Annotated in this window: 21 protein-coding genes and 2 tRNA genes; 6 read left to right on the forward strand and 17 right to left on the reverse strand. The window is 68.8% G+C overall.

From position 1 onward, the window contains the following. Positions 1 to 66: 66 nt before the first annotated feature. The 3 genes from secA to VFV19_03695 all read right to left on the reverse strand — a co-directional run bounded on the left by secA (position 67) and on the right by VFV19_03695 (position 4,836). Positions 67 to 2,802 carry a preprotein translocase subunit SecA gene (gene secA / locus VFV19_03685; GenBank protein ID HEX4823390.1) on the reverse strand — a complete coding sequence of 912 codons (2,736 nt, stop codon included), beginning with the start codon at positions 2,800 to 2,802 and terminating at the stop codon, positions 67 to 69. Between the two features lie 14 nt (positions 2,803 to 2,816). After that, positions 2,817 to 3,371: a hypothetical protein gene (locus tag VFV19_03690; protein HEX4823391.1), complete on the reverse strand. Its 555-nt coding sequence runs from the start codon at positions 3,369 to 3,371 to the stop codon at positions 2,817 to 2,819. Between the two features lie 298 nt (positions 3,372 to 3,669). Continuing rightward, the gene (locus VFV19_03695; GenBank protein HEX4823392.1) at positions 3,670 to 4,836 is read right to left on the reverse strand and encodes an acyl-CoA dehydrogenase family protein; all 1,167 of its coding nucleotides are present in this window, start codon (positions 4,834 to 4,836) and stop codon (positions 3,670 to 3,672) included. 75 nt (positions 4,837 to 4,911) lie between these two features. On the opposite strand from VFV19_03695, the gene VFV19_03700 reads away from it, so the two are divergent. After that, positions 4,912 to 6,129, forward strand: coding sequence for a PP2C family protein-serine/threonine phosphatase (locus VFV19_03700; GenBank protein ID HEX4823393.1), 1,218 nt, complete (start codon positions 4,912 to 4,914; stop codon positions 6,127 to 6,129). Here VFV19_03700 and VFV19_03705 read toward each other — a convergent pair. The 4 genes from VFV19_03705 to typA form a co-directional block, all read right to left on the reverse strand. Further along, positions 6,126 to 6,752, reverse strand: coding sequence for a hypothetical protein (locus VFV19_03705; protein HEX4823394.1), 627 nt, complete (start codon positions 6,750 to 6,752; stop codon positions 6,126 to 6,128). The two genes, VFV19_03700 and VFV19_03705, sit on opposite strands and share 4 nt — an antisense overlap. A gap of 98 nt (positions 6,753 to 6,850) precedes the next feature. Continuing rightward, positions 6,851 to 8,416 (reverse strand): ribonuclease Y, encoded by a 1,566-nt coding sequence (gene rny, locus VFV19_03710; protein ID HEX4823395.1) that lies wholly within the window; start codon positions 8,414 to 8,416, stop codon positions 6,851 to 6,853. Further along, positions 8,413 to 9,057 (reverse strand): MBL fold metallo-hydrolase, encoded by a 645-nt coding sequence (locus tag VFV19_03715; protein HEX4823396.1) that lies wholly within the window; start codon positions 9,055 to 9,057, stop codon positions 8,413 to 8,415. Before VFV19_03715 ends, rny begins: the two co-directional genes overlap by 4 nt. A 3-nt stretch (positions 9,058 to 9,060) precedes the next feature. Beyond that, positions 9,061 to 10,875: a translational GTPase TypA gene (gene typA / locus VFV19_03720; protein HEX4823397.1), complete on the reverse strand. Its 1,815-nt coding sequence runs from the start codon at positions 10,873 to 10,875 to the stop codon at positions 9,061 to 9,063. Positions 10,876 to 10,906: 31 nt separating this feature from the next. Between typA and VFV19_03725 the strand changes: the two genes are divergently transcribed. Then, positions 10,907 to 11,725, forward strand: coding sequence for a metallopeptidase family protein (locus VFV19_03725; GenBank protein HEX4823398.1), 819 nt, complete (start codon positions 10,907 to 10,909; stop codon positions 11,723 to 11,725). On the opposite strand, the gene VFV19_03730 is transcribed toward VFV19_03725, so the two are convergent. The 5 genes from VFV19_03730 to VFV19_03750 all read right to left on the reverse strand — a co-directional run bounded on the left by VFV19_03730 (position 11,722) and on the right by VFV19_03750 (position 14,502). Continuing rightward, complete coding sequence (locus VFV19_03730) at positions 11,722 to 12,138, reverse strand: molybdenum cofactor biosynthesis protein MoaE (protein HEX4823399.1); 417 nt, start codon at positions 12,136 to 12,138, stop codon at positions 11,722 to 11,724. The two genes, VFV19_03725 and VFV19_03730, sit on opposite strands and share 4 nt — an antisense overlap. A 1-nt stretch (position 12,139) precedes the next feature. Then, on the reverse strand, positions 12,140 to 12,385 hold the full coding sequence (locus VFV19_03735) for a MoaD/ThiS family protein (GenBank protein HEX4823400.1): 246 nt from the start codon (positions 12,383 to 12,385) through the stop codon (positions 12,140 to 12,142). After that, complete coding sequence (locus VFV19_03740; protein HEX4823401.1) at positions 12,382 to 13,383, reverse strand: bifunctional oligoribonuclease/PAP phosphatase NrnA; 1,002 nt, start codon at positions 13,381 to 13,383, stop codon at positions 12,382 to 12,384. Before VFV19_03740 ends, VFV19_03735 begins: the two co-directional genes overlap by 4 nt. Continuing rightward, a complete protein-coding gene (locus tag VFV19_03745) occupies positions 13,380 to 13,871 on the reverse strand; it encodes a gamma carbonic anhydrase family protein (GenBank protein ID HEX4823402.1) in 492 nt (163 codons plus the stop codon). The genes VFV19_03740 and VFV19_03745 overlap by 4 nt, the downstream gene beginning before the upstream one ends. A 64-nt stretch (positions 13,872 to 13,935) precedes the next feature. Further along, complete coding sequence (locus tag VFV19_03750; GenBank protein ID HEX4823403.1) at positions 13,936 to 14,502, reverse strand: 3'-5' exonuclease; 567 nt, start codon at positions 14,500 to 14,502, stop codon at positions 13,936 to 13,938. Between the two features lie 37 nt (positions 14,503 to 14,539). On the opposite strand from VFV19_03750, the gene VFV19_03755 reads away from it, so the two are divergent. After that, positions 14,540 to 15,745: a DUF1343 domain-containing protein gene (locus VFV19_03755; GenBank protein ID HEX4823404.1), complete on the forward strand. Its 1,206-nt coding sequence runs from the start codon at positions 14,540 to 14,542 to the stop codon at positions 15,743 to 15,745. Here VFV19_03755 and VFV19_03760 read toward each other — a convergent pair. The 3 genes from VFV19_03760 to VFV19_03770 form a co-directional block, all read right to left on the reverse strand. Beyond that, on the reverse strand, positions 15,733 to 16,647 hold the full coding sequence (locus tag VFV19_03760; GenBank protein HEX4823405.1) for a glycosyltransferase family 2 protein: 915 nt from the start codon (positions 16,645 to 16,647) through the stop codon (positions 15,733 to 15,735). The genes VFV19_03755 and VFV19_03760 overlap by 13 nt on opposite strands. Further along, positions 16,562 to 18,334 carry a signal peptide peptidase SppA gene (gene sppA, locus VFV19_03765; GenBank protein HEX4823406.1) on the reverse strand — a complete coding sequence of 591 codons (1,773 nt, stop codon included), beginning with the start codon at positions 18,332 to 18,334 and terminating at the stop codon, positions 16,562 to 16,564. The genes VFV19_03760 and sppA overlap by 86 nt, the downstream gene beginning before the upstream one ends. A 104-nt stretch (positions 18,335 to 18,438) precedes the next feature. After that, positions 18,439 to 18,514, reverse strand: a tRNA-Ala gene (locus VFV19_03770). A gap of 129 nt (positions 18,515 to 18,643) precedes the next feature. On the opposite strand from VFV19_03770, the gene VFV19_03775 reads away from it, so the two are divergent. From VFV19_03775 to VFV19_03785, 3 genes are all read left to right on the forward strand, one after another. Further along, positions 18,644 to 18,740, forward strand: a tRNA-Sec gene (locus VFV19_03775). 9 nt (positions 18,741 to 18,749) lie between these two features. Beyond that, positions 18,750 to 19,670: an isoaspartyl peptidase/L-asparaginase gene (locus tag VFV19_03780; GenBank protein HEX4823407.1), complete on the forward strand. Its 921-nt coding sequence runs from the start codon at positions 18,750 to 18,752 to the stop codon at positions 19,668 to 19,670. Further along, positions 19,667 to 20,683: a CPBP family glutamic-type intramembrane protease gene (locus tag VFV19_03785; GenBank protein ID HEX4823408.1), complete on the forward strand. Its 1,017-nt coding sequence runs from the start codon at positions 19,667 to 19,669 to the stop codon at positions 20,681 to 20,683. Before VFV19_03780 ends, VFV19_03785 begins: the two co-directional genes overlap by 4 nt. An 18-nt stretch (positions 20,684 to 20,701) precedes the next feature. On the opposite strand, the gene VFV19_03790 is transcribed toward VFV19_03785, so the two are convergent. Beyond that, entirely contained in the window at positions 20,702 to 21,034 is a 333-nt protein-coding gene (locus VFV19_03790) for an STAS domain-containing protein (GenBank protein ID HEX4823409.1), read from the reverse strand. Further along, the gene (locus tag VFV19_03795) at positions 21,031 to 21,975 is read right to left on the reverse strand and encodes a histidine kinase dimerization/phospho-acceptor domain-containing protein (GenBank protein ID HEX4823410.1); all 945 of its coding nucleotides are present in this window, start codon (positions 21,973 to 21,975) and stop codon (positions 21,031 to 21,033) included. The genes VFV19_03790 and VFV19_03795 overlap by 4 nt, the downstream gene beginning before the upstream one ends. Positions 21,976 to 21,999 lie beyond the last annotated feature (24 nt).

Consider the following 21,999-nt stretch of genomic DNA (forward strand, 5'->3'; position numbering starts at 1 on the left):
CTGGGAACTGTCAACTGTGAACTGTTAACCCAGTTGGGTCGACAGTCAACAGTTCACAGTCAAGAGTCAGGGTTCGTTCTCTCCGTGGCATTTCTTGTATTTCTTACCGGAGCCGCACGGGCAAAGATCGTTCCGGCCCACTTTCGCGACCTTGCGCGTCACCGTCGCCACGCCGCCCTTCGCGGTCACGCCGGCGGCGGATTGCGACGCCGCGCGGAAAACCTGCTCCTGCTCGCGGCGCCGCTTTTCCTCTTCACGCCGGCGGTCTTCGTCGGTCATCGGGTCCAGAAGGAAGAGGAAGCGGACGGCGTCGTTCTCGATCCGCTCGCGCATGAGGCCGAACATGTCGAACGACTCGCGCTTGTACTCGACGAGAGGATCCTTCTGGCCATAGGCCCTGAGACCGATCCCGTCCTTCAGATGATCCATCGCGAGAAGATGGTCCTTCCAGGAATGGTCGATGATCTGGAGCAGGATATGCCGCTCGTACTGGCGCATGAGATCGGCGCCGATCTTCGTTTCCTTCTCCGTGTACCGGGTGTCGAGGCGGTCCCACACCGTCTCCGACACCTGATCTACCGACATCGTCTTGACCTGGATGCCGTCCTTCTCGAGGTCATAGCCGAAGAAGTACTGGAGCTGCTGCCGGAACGGCTCGACCTCCCAGTCGGCGACGTCCTTCTTGCTCGCGATGTAGTCGTCGACGAGGACGGCGAGGATCTCTTGGGCCTTGCCCTCGACGTACTGCTTCTGCTCCTTGCCCTCGAGCAGCTCGCGCCGCAGGCCGTAGATCTCCTGCCGCTGCTTGTTGTTGACGTCGTCGTACTCGAGGAGGTGCTTGCGCGTCTCGTAGTTGCGCTGCTCGACCTGCTTCTGCGCACGCTCGATCGCACGGCTGACCATCCCCGACTCGATCGGGACGTTCTCTTCCATGCCGAGACGGACCATCGCGCCCTTCAGGCGGTCACCGCCGAAGATGCGCATGAGATCGTCGTCGAGGCAGAGGAAGAAACGCGACGAGCCGGGATCGCCCTGGCGTCCCGAGCGGCCGCGGAGCTGGTTGTCGATGCGGCGCGATTCGTGCCGCTCGGTCCCGAGGATGTGGAGGCCGCCTAGGCCCGTGACCTGGTCGTGCTCGGTGCGGCAGTCCAGACGGGCGCGCTCGAGGGCCTCGTCGAAGGCGGCGGCCCACGCCTCGGCCGGCGTCTCGGCGAGCTTCATCCCGCGAAGCACGAGCTCCTGTTTCGCGAGGAACTCGGGGTTGCCGCCGAGGAGGATGTCGGTGCCGCGGCCCGCCATGTTCGTGGCGATCGTCACCGCGCCGACGCGGCCGGCCTGCGCGACGATCTCCGCTTCCATCTCGTGGTACTTCGCGTTCAGGACGACGTGCTTGATCCCGCGCCGCTTGAGGAGCGTCGAGAGCCTCTCGGACTTCTCGATCGACACGGTTCCGACGAGGGTCGGCTGGCCGCGCTTCTGGCAGTCGACGATCTCCTCGACGACGCCGTGCCACTTCTCTTCCTCGGTGCGGTAGACGACGTCCTGCTGATCCTTGCGGACCATCGCGCGGTTCGTCGGGATGACGACGACCTCGAGGTTGTAGATCTTGTCGAACTCGACCGCTTCCGTGTCGGCGGTGCCGGTCATCCCGGAGAGCTTGCCGTACATGCGGAAGTAGTTCTGAAAGGTGATCGTCGCGAGCGTCTGGTTCTCCCGCTCGATCTTGACGCCTTCCTTCGCCTCGACCGCCTGGTGCAGCCCGTCGCTACAGCGCCGTCCCGGCATGAGACGCCCGGTGAACTCGTCGACGATGACGACCTGCCCGTCCTTGATCATGTAATCGACGTCCCGCTTGAAGAGGACGTGCGCCTTGAGCGCCTGGTTGACGTGATGGAGCGTCTCCATCTCGGACGGGTCGTAAAGGTTGTCGATTCCCAGGAGGCGCTGGCAGTGCTCGACGCCCCGGTCGGTCAGCGAGACGGTGCGCGCCTTCTCGTCGACGACGTAATCGCCGACGTCGTCGTGCTCGTAGTCCTTCCCGCCCTGGATCACCGCGCCCTTCTCGAGCCGGGGGATGATCTTGTCGACGCGCGCGTAGAGGTCGGTCGATTCCTCGGCGGGCCCCGAGATGATGAGCGGGGTCCTGGCCTCGTCGATGAGGATCGAGTCGACCTCGTCGACGACCGCAAAGTTGTGCCCGCGCTGCACCATCGCCGCGATCGAGAACTTCATGTTGTCGCGGAGGTAGTCGAAGCCGAACTCGTTGTTGGTGCCGTAGGTGATGTCGGCCCCGTAGGCGGCCTGCCGCTGCTCGTCGGTCAGGTCGTGCTGGATGCACCCGACGGTCATCCCCAGAAACCCGTGGATGCGGCCCATCCACTCGGAGTCGCGGCGTGCGAGGTAGTCGTTCACCGTGACGACGTGGACGCCCTTCCCCGAGAGCGCGTTCAAGTACGCGGGCAGGGTCGCAACGAGGGTCTTCCCTTCACCCGTGCGCATCTCGGCGATCTTCCCCTCGTGGAGAACCATGCCTCCGATGAGCTGGACGTCGAAATGGCGCATCCCCAGGACGCGCTTCCCCGCTTCGCGGACGACAGCGAACGCTTCGGGGAGGAGATCGTCGAGGGTCGTGCCGGCCTCGAGGCGCGCGCGGAATTCTTCTTTCTTGGCGCGTAGCTCCACGTCGGTCAGCGCCGAAACCTGAGGCTCGAGCGCGTTGATCTTGTCGACGACGGGGCGAAGACGCTTGAGCGTGCGCTCGTTCTTCGACCCCATGACTTTCGTGAGAATGGCGTTGATCATGCGTTTCTACTCTATCAGACCGAGGATTCGGGGACGGTGCCGTCCGGCGCGTCGACGCGCGGGTGAAGCGGCGTGAAGAGAAAGGCGGCGGCGAGCCGCAGGAACGTCCGATCGAAGGCGCTCGCGAGCCCGCCGAGACCGACCTTGCGACCGAGGACGCCTGCGGCCGCCCAGAAGAGATCGTGCCGTGCCACGCATCGTGCGTAGAGGGAGGGAAGCGCTCCTTCGAGCGAGCGCCAGACCCCGTCGCGCCGGACCGCGACGACGCGCGCGCGGACCGCGCCGGCGGGAACCGCCGGATCGAGCTCGTTCCTTCCGTCGCCGCGCGTGCGAAGGCAGGGACGTCCCGAAGGATCGCGCGCGGCGCCGAGGTAACGGTGGACGACGAGGTAATCCTGCTGGACGAAGACGATGACGTCGCCGGGACGGGGCGCGTCGTGAGGCGCTCCCGCGGCGACCAGGTCGCCGCCCGAGAAGTGGGGGGTCATGCTCGAGTCGTGGCCCGCGATAGGAAGGATCGCGCGGCCGCGCGCGTCGAGGACGAGGGTCAACGCCTGATCGCTCAGCACGAAGCGTCAGATCGCATGCGGCCGGTCGTTTGTCGAGGGGATCGCCGGAAAAAAACTTGACCTCCCCTGGGCCAGCGGGGGGGGCGTTTCCGTCAGGCCCAGGAGAGGTCGAACACTGACCAGGAGGAGGTCATGTGGCACTCGGACCTTAGAGCAACCCCGATGCCAGGAGCCTCGACGGGCCTCTCGGATCGATTTTCGGCGCTTTTGTGCGGGACCCGCGCCGGAGGGCGACAGAAGATGACCTCCCGCAGACGCCAGGCTGACGCGCCGTGACGCCTCCGGCGCCGCTTTGGCGTCATTCGGCCGCGCTGGCGGCCTCCCGGAGAATCGCCCGGGCGATGACGAGCCGCTGGATCTGGTTGGTGCCTTCGTAGATCTGGGTGATCTTCGCGTCCCGCATGTACTTCTCGATCGGGTAGTCCTTGCAATAGCCGTAGCCGCCGAAGAGCTGGACGGCATTCGTCGTCACCATCATGGCGACGTCGGTCGCGAACAGCTTGCACATGGCGGAGAGCTTGGAGACGTTCTTTGCCCGCACGTCGGCCGCCCGCGCCGCCGTGTAGACCAGATGGCGCGCCGCCTCGATCTGGGTCGCCATGTCCGCGAGCATCCACTGGATCCCCTGGAACGAGTTGATCGACTGGCCGAACTGCTTGCGCTTGCCGGTGTACTCGACCGCCAGATCGAGCGCGCCCTGCGCGAGTCCGAGCGCTTGCGCCGCGACGCCCGGCCGGGCGAGATCGAGGGTCATCATCGCGTGCTTGAACCCCTGCCCCTCGGCGCCGCCCAGGAGCTGGTTCTTTCCGACGCGGCACCCTTCGAGGTGGATCTCGACGACCGGCACGCACCTTATCCCCATCTTGTCCTCGTGCTTGCCGACGCGATACCCCGGCGTGCCGGCTTCCACGACGAACGCCGAAATCCCGCGCGCTCCGCGCCCCGGCTGCGTCACCGCGAAGATCGTGTTGTAGGAGGCGACGGCGCCTCCCGTGTTCCACTTCTTGACGCCGTCGATGACGTAGTCCTCGCCGTCCTTCTCCGCCTTCGTCGTCATCGAGCCGGCGTCCGAGCCCGCGTCGCGCTCCGAGAGGCCGAAGGAGATGAGCTTCTCCCCCGCCGCGATACCGGGCAGCCAGCGCGCCTTCTGCTCGTCGGTGCCGCCGAGGATGACGGGGAACGAGCCGAGCGCATTCACGGCATAGGCGACGCCCATGCCGCCGCACGCCCGCGCGAACTGCTCGACGACGAGGCAGAGGTCCATCGCCCCACCGCCGGCACCACCGTACTCCTTGGGGATCCAGACTCCCGAGAGGCCGGCTTCCTTGATGGCCTTTTGCGCCGACCACGGATAGGTTTGCTCGACGTCGTGCTGCGCCGCGATCGGACGGATGTGCTTCTCGGCGACCTCGCGCGCACGCTCCGCGAACTCGACGTTCTGCTTGGTCAGCAGTTCTTTGACCATGAATTCCCCCTGAGCGAAGGGCGCACTCTAGCATGCGACTTTCATTTGCTACGATGCGCCCCCCGCGGGACCGTGATGGACTACAAGAACCTCTTCCGAAAGCTCGAGCGCAACCTCCGCACGATCGAGCGGAGCCAGGACCTCGTCGCGACGCTGTCGGAGATCCTCCGGCGTCTCGTCGACGACTTCCAGGACGACCTCGGCCTGGTCGGCGGGCGCATCTACGACAAGAAGGGGTCGGGCTACGTCTTGAAGCGCGAGTACCCGGCGCCCAAGTCGCCGCGCGAGATCACGATCCCGGCCACCTATCCGCCCATCAAGGAGCTGATCGCCCAGGGTTACGTCTACGCGCGCCTGGGCGACGCCGGCGTCGACCAGAAGATCGAGTCGACCCTCGGCGTGAAGCGCTTCGCCGCGATCGGGATCGGCGACACCGGCCGGCAGATCGTCGCGTTCACGATCCGGGAGAACGCCGATCCGGCGCAGATCGGCCACACGCTGAACACGATCCGCCACGCGATCAACCTCAAGCTCCGGAGCGAGCGCTTCGCCGACCGCATGGCGGAGGCGCGCGCGATCCAGCTCTCGCTCTTGCCCGCGACCGCTCCCTCGTTCGCCGACTACGACATCTGGGGCGCCTCGGTCCCCGCGGAGGACGTCGGCGGAGACCTCTACGACTTCATCCGCGTGTCGCAGCGCAGCCTCGGGATCGCCGTCGCCGATGCCTCGGGCCACGGACTTCCCGCGGCGCTCCAGGCGAGGGACGCGATCATCGGTCTCCGCATGGGGCTCGAGGAGAACCTCCGGATCTCGGCGACGCTCGAGAAGCTGAACCGCGTCGTGAACCACTCCGCGCTCGCCTCGAAGTTCATCTCGCTCTTCTACGGCGAGCTCGAATCCGGCGGGACGCTCGTCTACTGCAACGCCGGCCACAACCCGCCGCTGCTCTACGACGGCGCGAGCTTCCGCGAGCTCGCCCGCGGCGGGATGATCCTGGGCCCCAACCCCACGTCGCAGTACGAGCGCGGCTATGAGACGCTGGCGCCGGGCTCGATCCTCGTCGCCTACACCGACGGCATCGTGGAAGCGAACAATGCGAAGGACGAGGCGTTCGGCGTCGACCGGCTCAAAGCGCTGGTCTCCGATGGGGGCTGGTCCAGCGCGCGAGAATTGGTCGATGCGGTCTTCGAAGCGGTCGGTGAGCACGTGGGCGGCGAGACGCGGGACGACGATCAGACGGTCGTCGCGGTGATCCGAAAGACGAAGGCGCCGAAAGCCCGCGTCAAGAGCTAGCGCTCGATCACCAGGAACACGGCCCCCACGAGCGCGATGAGCAGCCCGCTCGCCGTCTCCATGTGACGCGCGATCTCGGGGACATGGAGACGCCGCGTCGCGACCACGCCGGCGACGGACAGGCCGACCATGAGCGCGATCGTCGTGAAGCAGTACGCCGCGGTGACGAGCGCGACGGCCGCGCGTCCTCGGTCGGCGGTGGCGACCATGATCGGTAGGATCAGGATGCACGGGTTCAGGCCGACGATGAGGGCGAGGGCGCCGGCGCTCATGCCGGCTTCGCTCCGGATCCAGCGGTCGTCGGCGTGGTAGTGCAGGTGCTCACCTCCCCGCGGCCCCTCGTGCCCGTCGCACGAGTGCCCCTCGTCGTGCGTGTGGAGCAAGGCCCCGCCGGGATGGAAGTGTCCACCCTTGCGCCATGCCCAGAAGGCGTAGAGCAGGCCGAAGCCCAGGAGCATCCAGCCACTCGCACGGGTGAGGCGCGCACCGATCGCGCCTGCCGCCGCTTCGCCGACGCCGAGCGCGACGAGGCCGAGGACGACGGAAAGGCCGGTGTGAATGACCGCCGACGTCGCCGAGACGAGCGCCGTCGTGCGTGCCGACCAGTGACGTGCCCGGCCCACGAGCACGAACGGCAGCCAGTGATCGGGGATCAGGGTGTGGAACGCGGCGGTCCCGGCCGCCGTGGCGATGAGAACCGACGGTATCGCTTCCGGGGCGGTCAGCGCGCGACCTCCTGCGCCCTCATCTCGCGGATGACCGTGACCTTGATCTTTCCCGGATAGTCCATCTCGGACTCGATCCGGCGCGCGAGGTCGTGCGCCAGGAGATCGATCCGCGCGTCGTCGACGAGCTCGGTGTTGGCGATGACCCGGATCTCGCGGCCGGCTTGCAGGGCGTAGGACTGCTCGACACCGTCCATCGAGTTCGCGAGCCCCTCGAGCTGCTCGATGCGCCGGATGTACTCGGCGACGCTCTTCCGGCGCGCCCCCGGGCGCGCCCCGGAGAGCGCGTCCGCGGTCGCGACGAGGACGGTGATCGGCGTCGTGACCTCGATGTCCTCGTGGTGCGCGGCGATCGCGTTGACGACCTCCCATTGCTCGTTGCACCGCGTGGCGACCTCGGCACCGATCTCGGGATGCGTTCCCTCGCGCTCGTAATCGACCGCCTTGCCGATGTCGTGGAAGAGGCCGGCGCGGCGCGCCACCGTCTCGTTCAGCCCCAGCTCGGCGGCCATCATGCCGGTGAGGTAGCCGACCTCCTTGGAATGGAGGAGCACGTTCTGTCCGTAGGAGGTGCGGAAGAGGAGGCGACCCAGGAGCTTGACCATCTCGGGCTGGACGCCCTTGACCCCCATCTCCTTGAGCGTCTGCTCCCCCGCCTGTTTCATCTCCTCGTCGAGGCGCTTCGCGTTCCGGCGCGTCAGCTCTTCGATACGGCGCGGGTGGACGTTCCCGTCCTTGAGGAGCATCTGGAGGACGCGGCGCGCGATCTCGCGCTTCACGGGGTTGAACCCGGAGAGCTGCACCGACTCGCCCGCTTCGTCGAGGATGAGCTGGATGCCCGTGGCCGCCTCGAACGCTTTGATGTTCTTCCCCTCGTGCCCGATGATCCGGCCGCGCATCTGGCCGCCTTGCGGCAGGTCGAAGTGGGTGACGCTGCGCTCCGCCGAGAGGTCGGACGCCATGCGCTCCATCGCGAGCGCGACGATCTTCTTGGCTTCGGCTTCGGCACCGCGCTGCGCTTCGTCCTTGATCTCCTTGACGAGCCCCGCCGCCTCGAAGCGGACCTCGGCCTTCAAGTTCTGGAGGAGCTGCTGGCGGGCTTCGTCCCGCGTCATCCCCGACGCCCGCTCGAGCCGGGCATTCTCCTCGTGGACGAGATGCTCGAGCGTCTCCTGGCCGCGCCTCAGCTCCGCCTCGCGTGTCGCCAAGTCCTGCTCGGCCCCGCGAATCGTCTCGTGCTGGCGCGCGACCTCCGCCTCCATCTCGGAGACGCTGCCGTGGAGCTGCTTGAGCTCGCGCTCGCGCTTGTCGAGCTGCCCCTTCCGCGAGCGCAGATCGCCTTCGGCCTTCGATTTGTCGCGGAGCATCTGCTCGCGCGCCTCCATGACCTGCTGCCGCTTGACGTTCTCGGCCTCGCGGAGCGCGCCCCTCTGGATCTCGTCGCCCTTGAGGCGCGCCGCCTCCAGGCTGGATGCGCCGAGCCGGTTGTTGAGGAACCAGCCCAGAGCACCGCCGATCAGGGCGCCCGCGATCGAGAGGACGAACCAGGCCGCCCCGTTCATCGCGCGATCCCGATGGCGGCGTCGCCGACGAACGGGTTCGTGCGCCGCTCGAGGCCGATCGTCGTCTCCTCCTCGTGGCCTGGGTAGCAGTGAGTCTCGTCGGGAAGCCGGAACAGCTTGCCTCGAATGGAAGCGACGAGCGTGTCCCAGTCGCCGCCGGGGAGGTCGGTGCGCCCGACCGATCCACGGAAGAGCGTGTCTCCCACGATCATCTGCCCGCCGTGGCGGAGGCAGACGCCCCCGGGCGTGTGCCCCGGCGTATGGAGGACGTCGAACGCGAGGCCGTCGAAGACGAGTGGCTCGCCCTCTTCGAGGAAGAGATCGGGGGCCGGCGAGTCCGGCACGTCGAGGCCGTACAGCTCGCCCTGCGCCTTCGTCATCTCGAGGAGCGGGAGATCGTCCCGGTGGATCGCGAGCGGCGCCCCGGTCGCCTCCTTGAAGAACGCGTTGCAGGCGACGTGGTCGAGATGCCCGTGCGTGTTCACGAGGAGCGTGCAGCGGAGGCCCCGCTCCGTGAGCACGCTCAGGACCGGCTCGCTCTCGAGCCCCGGATCGACGACCATCGCCTCACGGCCCGAGGACCCGACGACGACGTAGGTGTTCTCCGCGAACGGCCCGTAGGTGAAGCGGAGAATCTGCACGGCTCAGCTCTTGCGGGCCCGTCGCACCATGGCGAGGACGCGCTTGCGCAGGCGGAAGGCCTTCGGGGTCACCTCGACGAGCTCGTCGTCCTTGATGAACTCCAAGGCCTGCTCGAGGCTCATCGTCCGCGGCGGCACGAGGCGCACCGCGTCGTCGGAGCCGGAGGCTCGCATGTTCGTGAGCTTCTTCTCTTTCGTGATGTTGACGTCGAGGTCGTTCGCACGGGCGTTCTCACCGATGACCATCCCCTCGTAGACCTGGTCTCCGGGCGAGATGAACATGGTCCCTCGCTCCTGGAGATGCTCGATCGCATGGGCGGTCGAGCGTCCGGGGCGGTCGGAGACGAGCGCGCCCGTCGCGCGCGAGGGGATGTCGCCCTGCCACGGAACGTAGCCGTCGAAGAGGTGGTTCATGATCCCGGTCCCGCGCGTATCGGACAGGAACTCCGTCCGAAATCCGAGGAGCCCGCGCGACGGGATCCGGAACTCCATGCGGACGCGCCCGGTGCCGTGGTTGATCATCCGCGACATCCGGCCCTTGCGCGACCCGACCTTCTGCGTCACGACGCCGACGAACGTCTCCGGGCAATCGACGACGAGCTGCTCGAGCGGCTCGTTCGTCGTCCCGTCGATCTCCTTTGTGACGATCTCGGGCTTCCCGACCGACATCTCGTAGCCTTCGCGCCTCATCATCTCGATGAGAATCGCGAGCTGCAGCTCGCCGCGGCCCGACACCTTGAAGGCGTCGGGCGAGTCGGTCTCCTCGACGCGGATCGAGACGTTCGTCAGAATCTCCTTCCAGAGCCGCTCGCGCAGCTTGCGCGAGGTGACGAACTGCCCTTCGAGCCCGGCGAGCGGCGAGTCGTTCGCCGAGACGACCATGGCGATCGTCGGCTCGTCGACGGTGATCGGCGGAAGAGGCACCGGCGTCTCCGCGTCCGAGAGGGTCTCGCCGATCGTCACGCTCTCGAGCCCCGCGACCGCGACGATGTCGCCCGGCCCCGCTTCTTCGATCTCGACGCGCTTCAGGCCCTCGTAGCCGTAGAGCGCCGTCACGCGCGTCCGCGTCACGCTCCCGTCGATGCGGCAGTGGCCGTAGTCCTTGCCGCGGCGGATCCGGCCGTTGAAGACGCGGCCGATCGCGAGACGCCCCACGTAATCGTTGTAGTCGAGGGTCGTGACGAGGAGCTGGAGCGGCATCACGTCGTCGAACTTCGGGGGCGGGACCGTCTTCAAGATCTCCTCGAACAGCGGCGTCAGCGGCTCGTCGGGACCGTCGGGCGACCGGCGGATGATCCCCCGCCTCGCGTTCGCGTAGAGCACGGGGAAATCGAGCTGGTCTTCGGTGGCGTCGAGGTCGATGAAGAGGTCGTAGACCTCGTTCAGGACTTCCTTCGGCCGCGCGTCGGAACGGTCGATCTTGTTGACGACGACGATCGGCGAGAGCCCCGACTCGAGCGCCTTCCGGAGCACGAACCGTGTCTGCGGGAGCGGACCCTCCGAAGCGTCGACGAGCAGCATGACGCCGTCGACCATCTTGAGCGTCCGCTCGACCTCTCCGCCGAAGTCCGCGTGGCCGGGCGTATCGACGATGTTGATCTTCGTGCCGCGGTAGAGGATGGCCGTGTTCTTGGCCATGATCGTGATGCCCTTCTCCCGCTCGAGGTCGATCGAGTCCATGACCCGCTCGGCGACGTACTCGTTATCGCGGAAGATCCCGCTCTGCCAGAGCAAGGCGTCGACGAGCGTCGTCTTGCCGTGGTCGACGTGGGCGATGATGGCGAGGTTGCGGACGTCGTTTCGAGTTTGATGCGGCATCGGCGCCGCATGGTAGCATGCGCGGCTCCCCATGAGCGGCAAGCACGACGACGACGAGACGCTGGTCGAGGAGATCTACGACGCCCTCGACGCCGGCGAGCCTCAGCGCGCGCTCGCCGCCGCACGGATGGCGCTCCACGAGGCACCCGACGACCCCGTGCTCCGGTACCTCGCCGGCATCGCGCTCCTCGAGATGGAGCACCTCCAGGACGCGGACCGCGAGCTGACGCGAGCGCTCGACCTCGACCCGGACGATCCGGAGTTCAGGACCGCCCGCGCGCAGGCGCGCTTCGCGCTGTGCCGCTTCGATGAGGCAAAGACCGATGCCGCCCGCGCGCTCGAGGCGGATGCGTCGATCGCCGACGCGCGCGTCGTCCTCGGGCTCGTCGCCGAGCGCGAAGGCCGGCTCGATGTCGCCGACGCGGCGTTCGCCGAGGCGGCCGCAGCCGACCCCGAGCGCTTCGTCCGCCCCGTGAGGCTGTCGCGCGCCGCATTCGACGGGATCGTCCTCCGCGCCGGTGCGATGCTCCCCGAGGAGTTCCGGGAGCGTCTGGCGGAGGTCGCGGTGCTCGTCGACGATCTTCCCGCCACCGAGGTCCTGCTCGGCGAAGGCGAGCCGCTCGACCCCGAGCTGCTCGGCCTCTTCGTCGGGACGGCGCTCCCGGAGCGCTCCTTCGCATCGTCGGGCCTCGAGTCGCCCCCGCGCATCTTCCTCTTCCAGCGCAACCTCGAGCGCTTCGCCGCGGACGAGGGCGAGCTGAGACGAGAGATCGCGCGCACGCTCCACCACGAGCTCGCGCACTACCTGGGCTTCGCAGAAGAGGAGATGGCCGAGCTCGACCTCGACTAGCGGGATCCGTCGCCCTCGATCCAGACCACCCCGCCCTCGAAGTGCTCGCGCTTCCAGATCGGTACCGTCGCCTTGAGCGTGTCGATGACGAACCGGCACGCATCGATCGCGGCGGCGCGATGAGGTGACGCGACCGCCACCGCGACCGAGACCTCGCCGATCTCGAGCCTCCCGAGCCGGTGGGCGACCTCGATCGAAGTGACCGGGAAGCGGGCGCGCGCGTCGGCGACGATCTTCGCCATCTCCTGCTGGGCCATCTCGGGATAGGCCTCGTACTCGAGGAACAGGACGCGGCGCCCGGCGTTCGTGTCGCGCACGGTGCCCAGGAAGAGCGCGATCGCGCCGTCGCCGTCGCCTCGAATCGCGGCGGTCATCGCGGCGACGTCGATCGGACCGTCCTGCAGGTGGACCACGTCAGCCTCCGCTGACCGGCGGGAGGAAGGCGACCTCGCGCACGCCCTGAAGCGGCCGGTCCCACGCCGCGTAGGCACGATCGCACGCGACCAGAGGCCGCACCGTCACGTCGCGCAGGCGCGGATGGAGCGCGGTGAGACGATGCCACAGGGCCTCCACGTCGTCCGTCGGCTGGATCTCGAGCGTCTCCTCGCGGGATCCCGTCCGGTCGCGGAGCGACGCGAACCAGAGGACGCGGACCGTCAAAGCGCGGCCGCGGCGAGCGACGCCGCCCGCGCCGTCAGCGTCTTCACGACGTCGTCGAAGCGGCCGGGCAACACGATCCCCGACGCGTTCCGGTGGCCGCCGCCGCCGAACTCCGCGGCGAGCTGTTGCACGTCGATCGCGCCCTTGGACCGCAAGGACACCTTGACCTTCCCCTCGGGCAGCTCGCGGAAGAGGATCGCCAAGCGGACGCCGTCGACCGCGAGGACCGGCGTCGTCACCTCGGAGGTGTCGACGCCCGCGGCACCGCACGCCTCGACCATCGCGAGGGTGACGGCGACGCTCCCGACGCGCCCGTCGTCCGAGAGCGAGAGTCCGGCGAGCGCCCGGCCGAGGAGGCGCGTGTACGCGGGAGAGTTGCGCTCGAAGACCTCTCGGTAGCACCGGGTCGGATCGGCGCCCAGCTCGAGCAGATCGGCCGCCACGCGCAGGGCGCGCGGCGACGTCGAGTTGAAGCGGAAGAAGCCGGTGTCGGTCGCGAGCCCGGAGTAGAGCGCGTCCGCCGCCGCGCGATCGGGGGTGTACTCGCGGGCGCGGAGCAGCTCGTAGACGAGGAGCGCGGTGGCAGCCGCGGTCGTATCGATGACGTTCTCCGCCCACGGCGTCTCGCGCGACGGGTGATGGTCGATGCAGAACGTCTTCGCGACGCGCGCGAGCGCCGGCGCCTCCATCCGGCCCAGGCGATCCGGCGCCGAGTTGTCGACGAGGACGATCGCGTCGGCAGCGTCGAGGAAACCGTCGTGCCGCGCGGGGTCGTAGGCCTCCCCCGCCGGTCCGTCGAACTCGAGGAACGCGAGCTCCTTCGGGGTGGCGTCCTGGTTGATCAGGCGGACCTCGCGGCCGATGGACTGAAGGTACCGGCCGAGGCCGACCTGCGAGCCGATCGCGTCACCGTCCGGGTTCAAGTGCGTCACGAGGACGAACACTCGCGCGCGCTCGACGAGGTCCGCGAACGCCCGGTGTTCCGTAGGGCTGATCATCCGCCCTCCCGGGCCCGTGCGGCGAGACGCAGATAGCTCTCTACGCCCTCGCGGAAGCGTGCGCGCAGCGCGTCGTCGACCTTGCCCCTGAGGACCGCGGGAACGCCGGCGGCCACCGCACCCGGCGGGACCGTGAAGCCTTCCCGCACGACCGCTCCCGCCGCGACGAGCGCTCCGGCGCCGATGCGGCTCCCGGAGAGGAGGACGGCGCCCATGCCGACGACCGCTTCGTCGTCGATCGTGCATCCGTGCACGACCGCGCGATGGCCGATCGTGACGCGGCGGCCGATCGTGACCGGGCATCTGTGATCGACGTGGACGACCGTTAGATCCTGGACGTTCGTCTCGTCGCCGATCGCGATCGGCTCGAGATCGCCTCTGAGGACGCACCCGTACCAGATCGAAGCGAAGTCTCCGAGCGCCACGCTGCCGGTCAGCGTGGCGTTCGGGGCGACCCAGGCCCCGCTGCCGATGGATGGGCGCGACAAGCTGGCGGTCTCCGACGGGCGGCGCTTGAAGAGCCGGTGAGACTAAGCCCCGTCCCCCGGCCTGTCAAGAAGCCGGCGCGCGGTCGAGGAGCGCTTGAAGGATGAGCGCCTGGTAGTGCGCATCGTAGTCGGCGCGGTGCAGCAGTGCGGCGTCCTGCGGCGGCAAGGCGAGCACGCGCTCGAGGTTTTCCTTGGAGGTGTCGTTCCAGCCGATCCCGAGCCGGCCCATGGCGAGGCTCTTCGTGTCGAGGCCCTTGTAGCCGAACGGGTTGTCCTGGCCGAAGTGCGCGTAGTAGTACGCGATGTACGTCCAGTCGAAGACCGCGTTGTGGCCGACGAAGCACGGCCGGTCGGCGCTTCCCGCGTTCTCCTCCTTGACGAACGCGGTGAGGCGGCGGAGCGCCTGCTCGGGGGGGAGCCCTTCGCGCGCGAGCCGCGCCGCGTCCAGGCCGCAGACCGCCATCGCGCCGGGATCGAAGCCCGCGAAGATCGGCTGGAGCTCGACGTAGAACGAGCGCCCCAGCACGTGGCGGCCGTCCGACGGGCGTACGACGGTGACGCCGATCGACAGGAGGTTGTACAGCGGCGGGACCGGGCCCGAGGCTTCGCAGTCGAGACAGAAGTAGGTCATGCCGGAATTGTATGATGCGCGCTCGCGGAGATTCCCCATGACGCGCGTGCGGACCGGGCTGGAGGCGTTCCTCGACCCTGCGGGAGATACCGCGGGCCTCGCCCGCGGGGCCGCCTTGGGAGTCGTCGCCCACCCCGCGTCGATCGACGCCGGCGGCCGTCATCTCGTCGACCGCCTCGCGCGGGACGGCCGCTTCCGGATCGTCCGCCTCTTCGGTCCGGAGCACGGCATCCGCGGCGAAGCGCAGGACATGGAAGCGGTGCAGGAGCCCGTCGACCGCACGACCGGGCTGCCGGTCGTCAGCTTGTACGGACGCGATGAGGCGTCGCTGCGTCCGCGCGCCGAGCACCTGCGCGGGCTCGATGCGATCGTGTACGACCTGCAGGACATCGGGACGCGCTTCTACACCTTCGTCGTCACCCTCTCGTACGTCATGGAGGCCGCGCGCGAGGCGGGGATCCCGGTCGTCGTGCTCGACCGGCCGAATCCGATCGGCGGCGTCGAGATCGAAGGACCGATCCTCGAGCCCGCGTTCGCCTCGTTCGTCGGACGGTTCCCGATTCCCGTGCGTCACGGCATGACGACCGGCGAGCTGGCGCTCATGATGCGCGATTCTTTCGGCGTGGGGGGCGACCTCCGCGTCGTGCGCCTGTCCGGTTGGAGCCGGCGACTTCGTTTCGACGCGACGGGCCTCCCTTGGGTCCTGCCGTCCCCGAACATGCCGACGCCGGACACCGCGCTCGTCTATCCGGGCGGCTGTCTCGTCGAGGGGACGAACCTCTCCGAGGGTCGCGGAACGACGCGACCGTTCGAGCTCGTCGGCGCTCCGTGGCTCGAGCCTGCGGCGGCTGCGGAGGCCCTGGGCCAAGCGGCCGACCAGGAAGGACTCGACGGCGTTCTCTTCCGCGCCGCCACCTTCCGTCCGATGTTCGGCAAGCACGCGGCGCGGAGCTGCGGCGGGGTGCAGGTCCACGTGACCGACCCGGAGCGGGTCCGCCCGTTCGCGGTCTACCTCGTGCTCCTCCGCGAGATGAGGCGCCTCGCCGACGGGCCGTTCGACTGGAGACGGGAAGCGTACGAGTTCGTCACCGACCGCCTCGCGATCGACCTCCTGCTCGGCCGGGCCGACCTGAGGCCGATGATCGAGGCCGGCGCGCCGCTCTCCGAGATGACGGCGGCGTGGCGTGACGGCCTCGCGAGGTTCGACGCGGAGCGGCGCCGGTTCCTGCTCTACCCCGAATAGGGCGCGCCGGGGTCAGGGTCCTCCGAGGTCTTCGGCACGCGCCGCTCGAACTCCGGGTCCTTCGGGCGTCGCCGGTCCCAGAGCTTCGCCCCCTTGAGAAAGACGTAGTGCGCGTGGTTGACGGCGACGATCAGGCCGCGCATCCCGTCGAGCATCCCCGCTTTGATGAGATAGCTCTTCACGAAAGCCGCGACCGGTCCGAAGAGCGTGCGACCCAGCCGGAACCGCTCGCCCGCCTCGAACGCCGTGCGCGACGCGAGCGCGCTGTAGTCGTTCAAGCGCGCGACCTGCGCGTCGACGTCGCGGTGGGTGAGATGGAGGAGCGGGCTCGCGAGACGGCCCACGGTCGCCCCGGGATCGAGGCGGACCGATTCGTGAACGTGGCCGCCTCCGAACCGTGCGACCTCCTTGCGATAGAGGCGAACCTGGCGGTCGGGAGACCACGCGTGGGGAACGAAGCCGCCCGAGAACGCGGAGAGCCGGCGGAACGCGTACGCGGCGTGCGCGGGCGCGCTCAGCACCGCGCGGATCTCCGCTTCGGCCTCGCTCTCGAGCCACTCGTCGGCGTCGAGGCTGAGCACCCACTCGTGGCGCGCTAGGGAGGCCGCGTGGTTCTTCTGCGCGGCGTAGCCCGGCCACGGATGAACCACGAACCGCGCTCCCAGAGCGACGGCGATCGCACCCGTGCGATCGGTCGACCCGGAATCGACGACGACGACGTCCTCGGCCCAGGCGACGCTCGTAAGGCAGCGCGCGAGGTTGCGCTCCTCGTCCCGCGTGACGATCGTGACGGAGAGTGCGAGCGGAGGGGCCAGCTTACGGCTCGGAAACGACCGGCGGCATCGAGAGGACTCCCGGGGGCCGCGCGTCGAGGCCCGCCTGCCGCAGGACGGCGAGCGCAGGCCGCAGCTCGCGCGCGATCTCGACGGCGAGCTTGAGCGCCGTCTCGTTCTCGCTGTTGTCCGGGGTCTCGCGCGAGAACATCTCGAAGAAGGATTTCTTCTTCGGGAAGAGGACGACGTTCACGTCCTGGTCCGCCGGGATCTTCGCGGCTTCCTTCGCCAGGCCGAGAGCGACGTCGAATCCGCCGAGCGCATCGACGAGACCGAGCCCCTTCGCATCCTGTCCGGTCCAGATCCGGCCCTTCGCGATCTCGAGCACCTTCGCCTTGGGAAGGTTGCGACCCTTCGCGACCTTGCTCGTGAAGTCGACGTAGACGCGGTCGAGCCACTGCTGGAACTTGTCCCATTCCTGCGGCGTGTAATCGGACGTGCCGGTGAACATGGTGCCGTTCGCAGACGTGTGGACCTCGTCCCACGTGATGCCGAGCCGGTCCCAGAAGCCGGTCGTCAGCATCTTCCCTCCGAGGACGCCGATCGACGCGGTGATCGTTCCGGGCTGCGCGACGATCTTGTCGGCGCCCATGGCGACGAAGTAGCCGCCCGATCCGGCGAGGTTGCCCATCGTGACGATGACCGGCTTGCCCGCCTCGCGGCAGAGCTGCGTCTCGCGCCAGATCGTGTCCGAGGCGACGTAGGAGCCGCCCGGGCTGTCGACGCGGAAGACGATCGCCTTGACGTCGTCGTCCTCGCGGGCCGCACGGAGGGCGGCCGACACGGTGTCCGAGCCCATGGCGCTTCCGGAGATCGGGCTGAAGCCGCCGCCCCCGCGCTGCACGGCTCCGACCCCGTAGACGAGCGCGATCTTGGCACCCTTTGCATGAGGCCGGCCGGCCCGCTCGAGGTACTTGTCGAGGTAGAGGAGCTTCGCCGCGTCTCCCGCCTGTTTCTTGACCGTGGCGTAGACCTCGTCCCGGTACTGGAGTCCGTCGACGAGCTTCGCGTCGACCGCCTGCTGTCCGAGATAAGGGCCGGCGTCGAACGTGGCGCGCACCTTGTCCGGCGAGAGCTTCCGCCCCTCCGCGATTCCGCTCACGATCTGACCGAACTGGGAATCCATGAGGACCTTCATCGCCTCGCGATGAGGGTCGGTGAACTTCTTCTCCGTGTACATGTTCATCGCGTTCTTGTACTCGTAGCGATGATCCATGCGCGGGACGACGTCGAGCTTGTCGAGCATCCCCCGGATGAACGGCGATTCGTACATGAGGCCGGTCAAGCCTACGTCGCCCGAAGGCTGCAGGTAGATCGTGTCGAACGCGCTCGCGAGGTAGTAGGCGCCGTTTCCCGCGCCGAATTCTCCGAACGTCTCGCTCCACGCCACCGCGGGCTTTCCCGCCTTGCGGAAGCGGAGCACGGCGTCACGGATCTCCTGGATCTGCGCGAGGCCCATCGGCGCCGCGCCGACCCGCGCCACGAGACCCACGACGCGATCGTCCTTCGCGGCGCGATCGAGCGCATCGACGACGTCGCGGGTGGTCGGCTGCTCGCCGCCGAACGCCTTCGAGATGGGCTCTTCGGCGACGTACTCCTCGATCGTCTGCTCGAAATCCGCCTCGAGCAGGATCTTGCCCGGCACGCTGACGCCGCCGAAACCGCCGAAGAAGGACAGCATGACGACCGCGCAGAGCCCGAGGAAGCCCAGGGCCGCGATGATCGCGAGAAGGCCGACGAGTCGCTTGTTGTTCATGCGATCCTTTTCCGCGATCTCACGTCCGCGGCATCTCCGAGTACGCGGCGGGACCTCGAAAGTTCTCGGGGGAGAACGGCGCCGCCTCGCCTGGCGTCAAAGGATGGTGGAGCTGAGGGGGATCGAACCCCTGACCTCATGACTGCCAGTCATGCGCTCTCCCAGCTGAGCTACAGCCCCGACGCCAAGGGCGGCATTCTGTCACCACGCTCCTCGGGGCGTCAAGAAACGCGCATGCGCTTGACGATCTTCCGCGCGCGCCTTTAGTCTACCCGGCCGCACGTGGGCGACGGCTCGCGTGTTTTTCACGGAAGCGGATGGGGCCCGGTGGCCCTCCCGGTCTTCAAAACCGCGTGTCGGGCGGTTCTCCGTCCGGGGTGGGTTCGACTCCCACGCGCTTCCGCCAGAGGCGACGTTGGCGCTGGGCTTGGCCATCCACGGCGGCGCGTGGAACATCCCGGACGACGGCGTCCTTGTTCATCGCGAGGGGCTGCGCGCACCGCTCCTGTCCGGGTGGGAGGCGCTCAGGCGCGGCCGCTCGGCGATCGATGTCGTGGAGATGGTGATTCGCCTTCTCGAGGACGACCCCACCTTCAACGCCGGGCGCGGCTCGCACTTGAACCGCGCAGGCGAGCTGGAGATGGACGCCTCGATCATGGACGGCACCGATCTCACCGCCGGTGCCGTCGCCGCCATCAAGAACGCGCGCCACCCGATCTCGGTCGCGCGTGCGGTCAAGGAGAAGTCGCCGCACGTCCTGCTCGTCGGCACGGGCGCGACGCGCTTCGCGCGCGCCTCGGGCGCCGAGATGGCGCCGACCGCGGCGCTCCTCGTCGGCCGCGAACTCGCGCGCTGGAGGCGCATCCGGGCCGGCGAGACCGGCCTCGTCTCGAAGGAGTTCCATCCGCGCGCGCGGCCGCACGGCACCGTCGGCGCCGTCGCGTGTGATCGCAAGGGCCGGATCGCGGCGGGCACGTCGACCGGCGGCACGCAGGACAAGGCGCCCGGACGCGTGGGCGACTCCCCGATCATCGGCGCCGGAACCTACGCCGACGATCGCCTCGGCGGCGCCTCCTGCACCGGCTGGGGAGAAGCGATCCTCCGCACCGCGCTCGCGCACAACGCCGTGCTCGCGCTCGACGGCGCCACCGCGCCCGGCACGGCCGGCCGGCGCGCGCTCCGCGGCCTGGCGCGGGTCGGCGGCTTCGGCGGGGTGATCCTCGTCGACCGGCGGGGCCGTGTGGGAGCGGTCTTCAACACACCGCGGATGGCGCGCGGGCTCGCGGACGAGCGAGGGCTCGCGATTCTCGTCGAGCCGCGCGAGCGGCGCCGTTGAGGGTACCCCGCTGGCTCGCGTGGCTGCTCATCGCGATCGCGATGTTCACCGCGGGGCTCCTCCGCCAGTCGCACGATCTCACGCCGACGTCGCCGTTCCTCGCACCCGCTGTCGGCAGCCTCCTGTTCGCGTGCGTCGTCTTCCTGGTCCTGGTCGCCCTGCGCGAGCGCCAGATCGGCCCCGCCCCGGGGCCCGGCGTGCGGCTCGGCAGCCTCACGCCGCTCATGCTCATGCTCCTCGTCGAGAAATGGTTCTCGTCGAACTTCTACCAGCCCGCCTTCGTCTTCCTCGCCCCGGACACACTCACCGCGGAGGCGGCCGACGCATGGTTCCGGCTCATCTGCGGTGTTGGGCTCATCCTCGTCGTCGTCGCACTCGCGGCGTTCTCGCGACCGGCGCGGGCGTTCGTGACGTCACGCCTCGGGGGATGGAAGCTCGTCACCGGAACGACCGCGGCGGCGGCGGCGGTCCTCGCCGCGGGCGTCGCGCTCGCCGCCGTCGCGCGCGCGGCCGGGTCGAGCGTTGGCATCGTCCCGCCGGACACGTACGGACCCTGGAACGTCGTCGTCCTCGGGCAGTCCGCGATCGCCCTCGGGGAGGAGACCTACTATCGCGGCCTGCTGCTCGGCGAGCTCCTGCGCCTCGGCCCGAGGCTCGGTCTCGCCTCACCGTCGCTTCGGCGCTGGGTCGCGCTCGGCATGACCTCGCTCATGTTCGGGATGGAGCACCTCGGCCCGGCCTCGAGCTTCGCGGACGGTCTTCGCCAGGTCGTTTTCGCGATCGCGCTCGGCAGCCTGCTCGGACTCCTCACGCTCGTCACGCGGAACCTGTGGTTCTCCGCGTCGATGCACGCGTGGATCAACTTCCTGCTCCTCGGCGCGGCGCCGGGACTCGCCTACGGCGCCGGACGAGCGCAGCTCCCGCCCGGTGCGACGGTGAGCCTCGCGCTCATCGGAGCGTTCGTCGCCGCGTTCGTGCTGCAAAGAAGACGACAGTCGACAGTTAACAGTTGACAGTAGGTAGTTGACGGCTCATGCGCGCATCGCGGCCTGGACGTCGTCGTAGATCTCGAAGATCTGGTCGAGGCGGATGATCTCGAGGACGCTCCGCACTCCGGGCCGGAGCCCGCAGAAGCGCGCGCGGCCGCCCTTGAGCCGTGAGTTCTTGAACAGCGCGACGAGCACGCCGACACCCGCCGAGTCGATGAACTCGATGTCGGAGAGGTCGACGGCGACGTCGGTGGCGTCGGCGAGAAGCGTGAGCGCTTGCGCCTTGACCGCCGCGGCGTTGACGTGATCGATCGCGTCGCAGCCCGAGAGGACGAGGCGCGCGAATCGCCCCTCCTGCTTCACGGCGAGGTTCATGACCGGGCCCCTCCCGAAAGCGCCTTGCCGCTCATGTCGAGGAGGTCGTCGAGCGCCTCCTGGCGGCCCTCCTTGACGACCTGCGCCAGCTCGCGGATGAGATCCGCGATCCTGAGCGACGACTCCTCGATGACCGAAGCCGCCTTGGCGACGCCGGGGTCGGTCCCCTTCTTGACCTGCAGCATCTGCGCGCGACCCAGGAGCGCCGTGAGCGGATTGTTGATCTTGTGGCTCAGGACCGACAGCGTCTTCAGGACCTCGGCGAGCTTCTCGAGGCGAACGCGCTCCTCGACGGCGTGGTTGCGCTGCGTGACGTCCGTGACGAGGATGACCTCGCTTCCGGGGTCCTTCGACATCGCGCGGCGCGCGACGAGGAGCGTCCGGCGGCCGGTCGCGATCGGGAGGTCGATCTCCGCCTCACCTTCCTTCGGCACGCCGGACGCGATGAGGCGCGTGAGCGCCGGATCGTCGTCCTCCCCGACGAGGCCGCGCGCGGCGGCGTTCGCGCGGAGGAACGTCCCGTCGGAACCTCGCAGCATGACGCCCGCCGACAGCGCGGCGAGGACGCCGTCTAGGCGCGCGCGGGCGCGCTCCGCCTCCTCCAGGGCGGTGGTGAGCCGGCCGTTGGCTTCCTCGAGCATGGCGGCGCGCCGCTTGAGCTCGCTCGCGGCGACCGCCTTCTCGCGAAGCGCGGTCGCCTGCGTCGCGAACATGACGAGCGCCCGGAGCTTCTGCTGGCTCTCGGGAGGGGCCGACGCCTGGCGGGCATCGAGCGCATCCGCGGGAAGCTCCGACAGACGCTTCTCGTACTCCTCGAGGACGCGATCGAGCAGCTCGTCGACGTCGTGGCTGCGCTCGATGAGATCGATCCCGATCTCGTGGATGCGACAGAGCTCCGCGAGATCCGGGAGGACCGGCTCCCCCTCCAAACCGACGTGCATGCGCTTCTCCGACATGGCCACCCC

The sequence above is a fragment of the Candidatus Polarisedimenticolaceae bacterium genome (assembly GCA_036275915.1).
Taxonomy (GTDB): domain Bacteria; phylum Acidobacteriota; class Polarisedimenticolia; order Polarisedimenticolales; family DASRJG01; genus DASRJG01.

What these genes read in the sequence shown, in the direction of transcription:
- VFV19_03795 (HEX4823410.1), bottom strand. Translation starts at nt 21,975, where the DNA reads ATGCACGTCGGTTTGGAGGGGGAGCCGGTCCTCCCGGATCTCGCGGAG.
- secA (HEX4823390.1), bottom strand. Translation starts at nt 2,802, where the DNA reads ATGATCAACGCCATTCTCACGAAAGTCATGGGGTCGAAGAACGAGCGC.
- VFV19_03790 (HEX4823409.1), bottom strand. Translation starts at nt 21,034, where the DNA reads ATGAACCTCGCCGTGAAGCAGGAGGGGCGATTCGCGCGCCTCGTCCTC.
- typA (HEX4823397.1), bottom strand. Translation starts at nt 10,875, where the DNA reads ATGCCGCATCAAACTCGAAACGACGTCCGCAACCTCGCCATCATCGCC.
- VFV19_03740 (HEX4823401.1), bottom strand. Translation starts at nt 13,383, where the DNA reads ATGATCAGCCCTACGGAACACCGGGCGTTCGCGGACCTCGTCGAGCGC.
- rny (HEX4823395.1), bottom strand. Translation starts at nt 8,416, where the DNA reads ATGAACGGGGCGGCCTGGTTCGTCCTCTCGATCGCGGGCGCCCTGATC.
- VFV19_03750 (HEX4823403.1), bottom strand. Translation starts at nt 14,502, where the DNA reads ATGACCTACTTCTGTCTCGACTGCGAAGCCTCGGGCCCGGTCCCGCCG.
- sppA (HEX4823406.1), bottom strand. Translation starts at nt 18,334, where the DNA reads ATGAACAACAAGCGACTCGTCGGCCTTCTCGCGATCATCGCGGCCCTG.
- VFV19_03695 (HEX4823392.1), bottom strand. Translation starts at nt 4,836, where the DNA reads ATGGTCAAAGAACTGCTGACCAAGCAGAACGTCGAGTTCGCGGAGCGT.
- VFV19_03755 (HEX4823404.1), top strand. Translation starts at nt 14,540, where the DNA reads ATGACGCGCGTGCGGACCGGGCTGGAGGCGTTCCTCGACCCTGCGGGA.
- VFV19_03700 (HEX4823393.1), top strand. Translation starts at nt 4,912, where the DNA reads ATGGACTACAAGAACCTCTTCCGAAAGCTCGAGCGCAACCTCCGCACG.
- VFV19_03725 (HEX4823398.1), top strand. Translation starts at nt 10,907, where the DNA reads ATGAGCGGCAAGCACGACGACGACGAGACGCTGGTCGAGGAGATCTAC.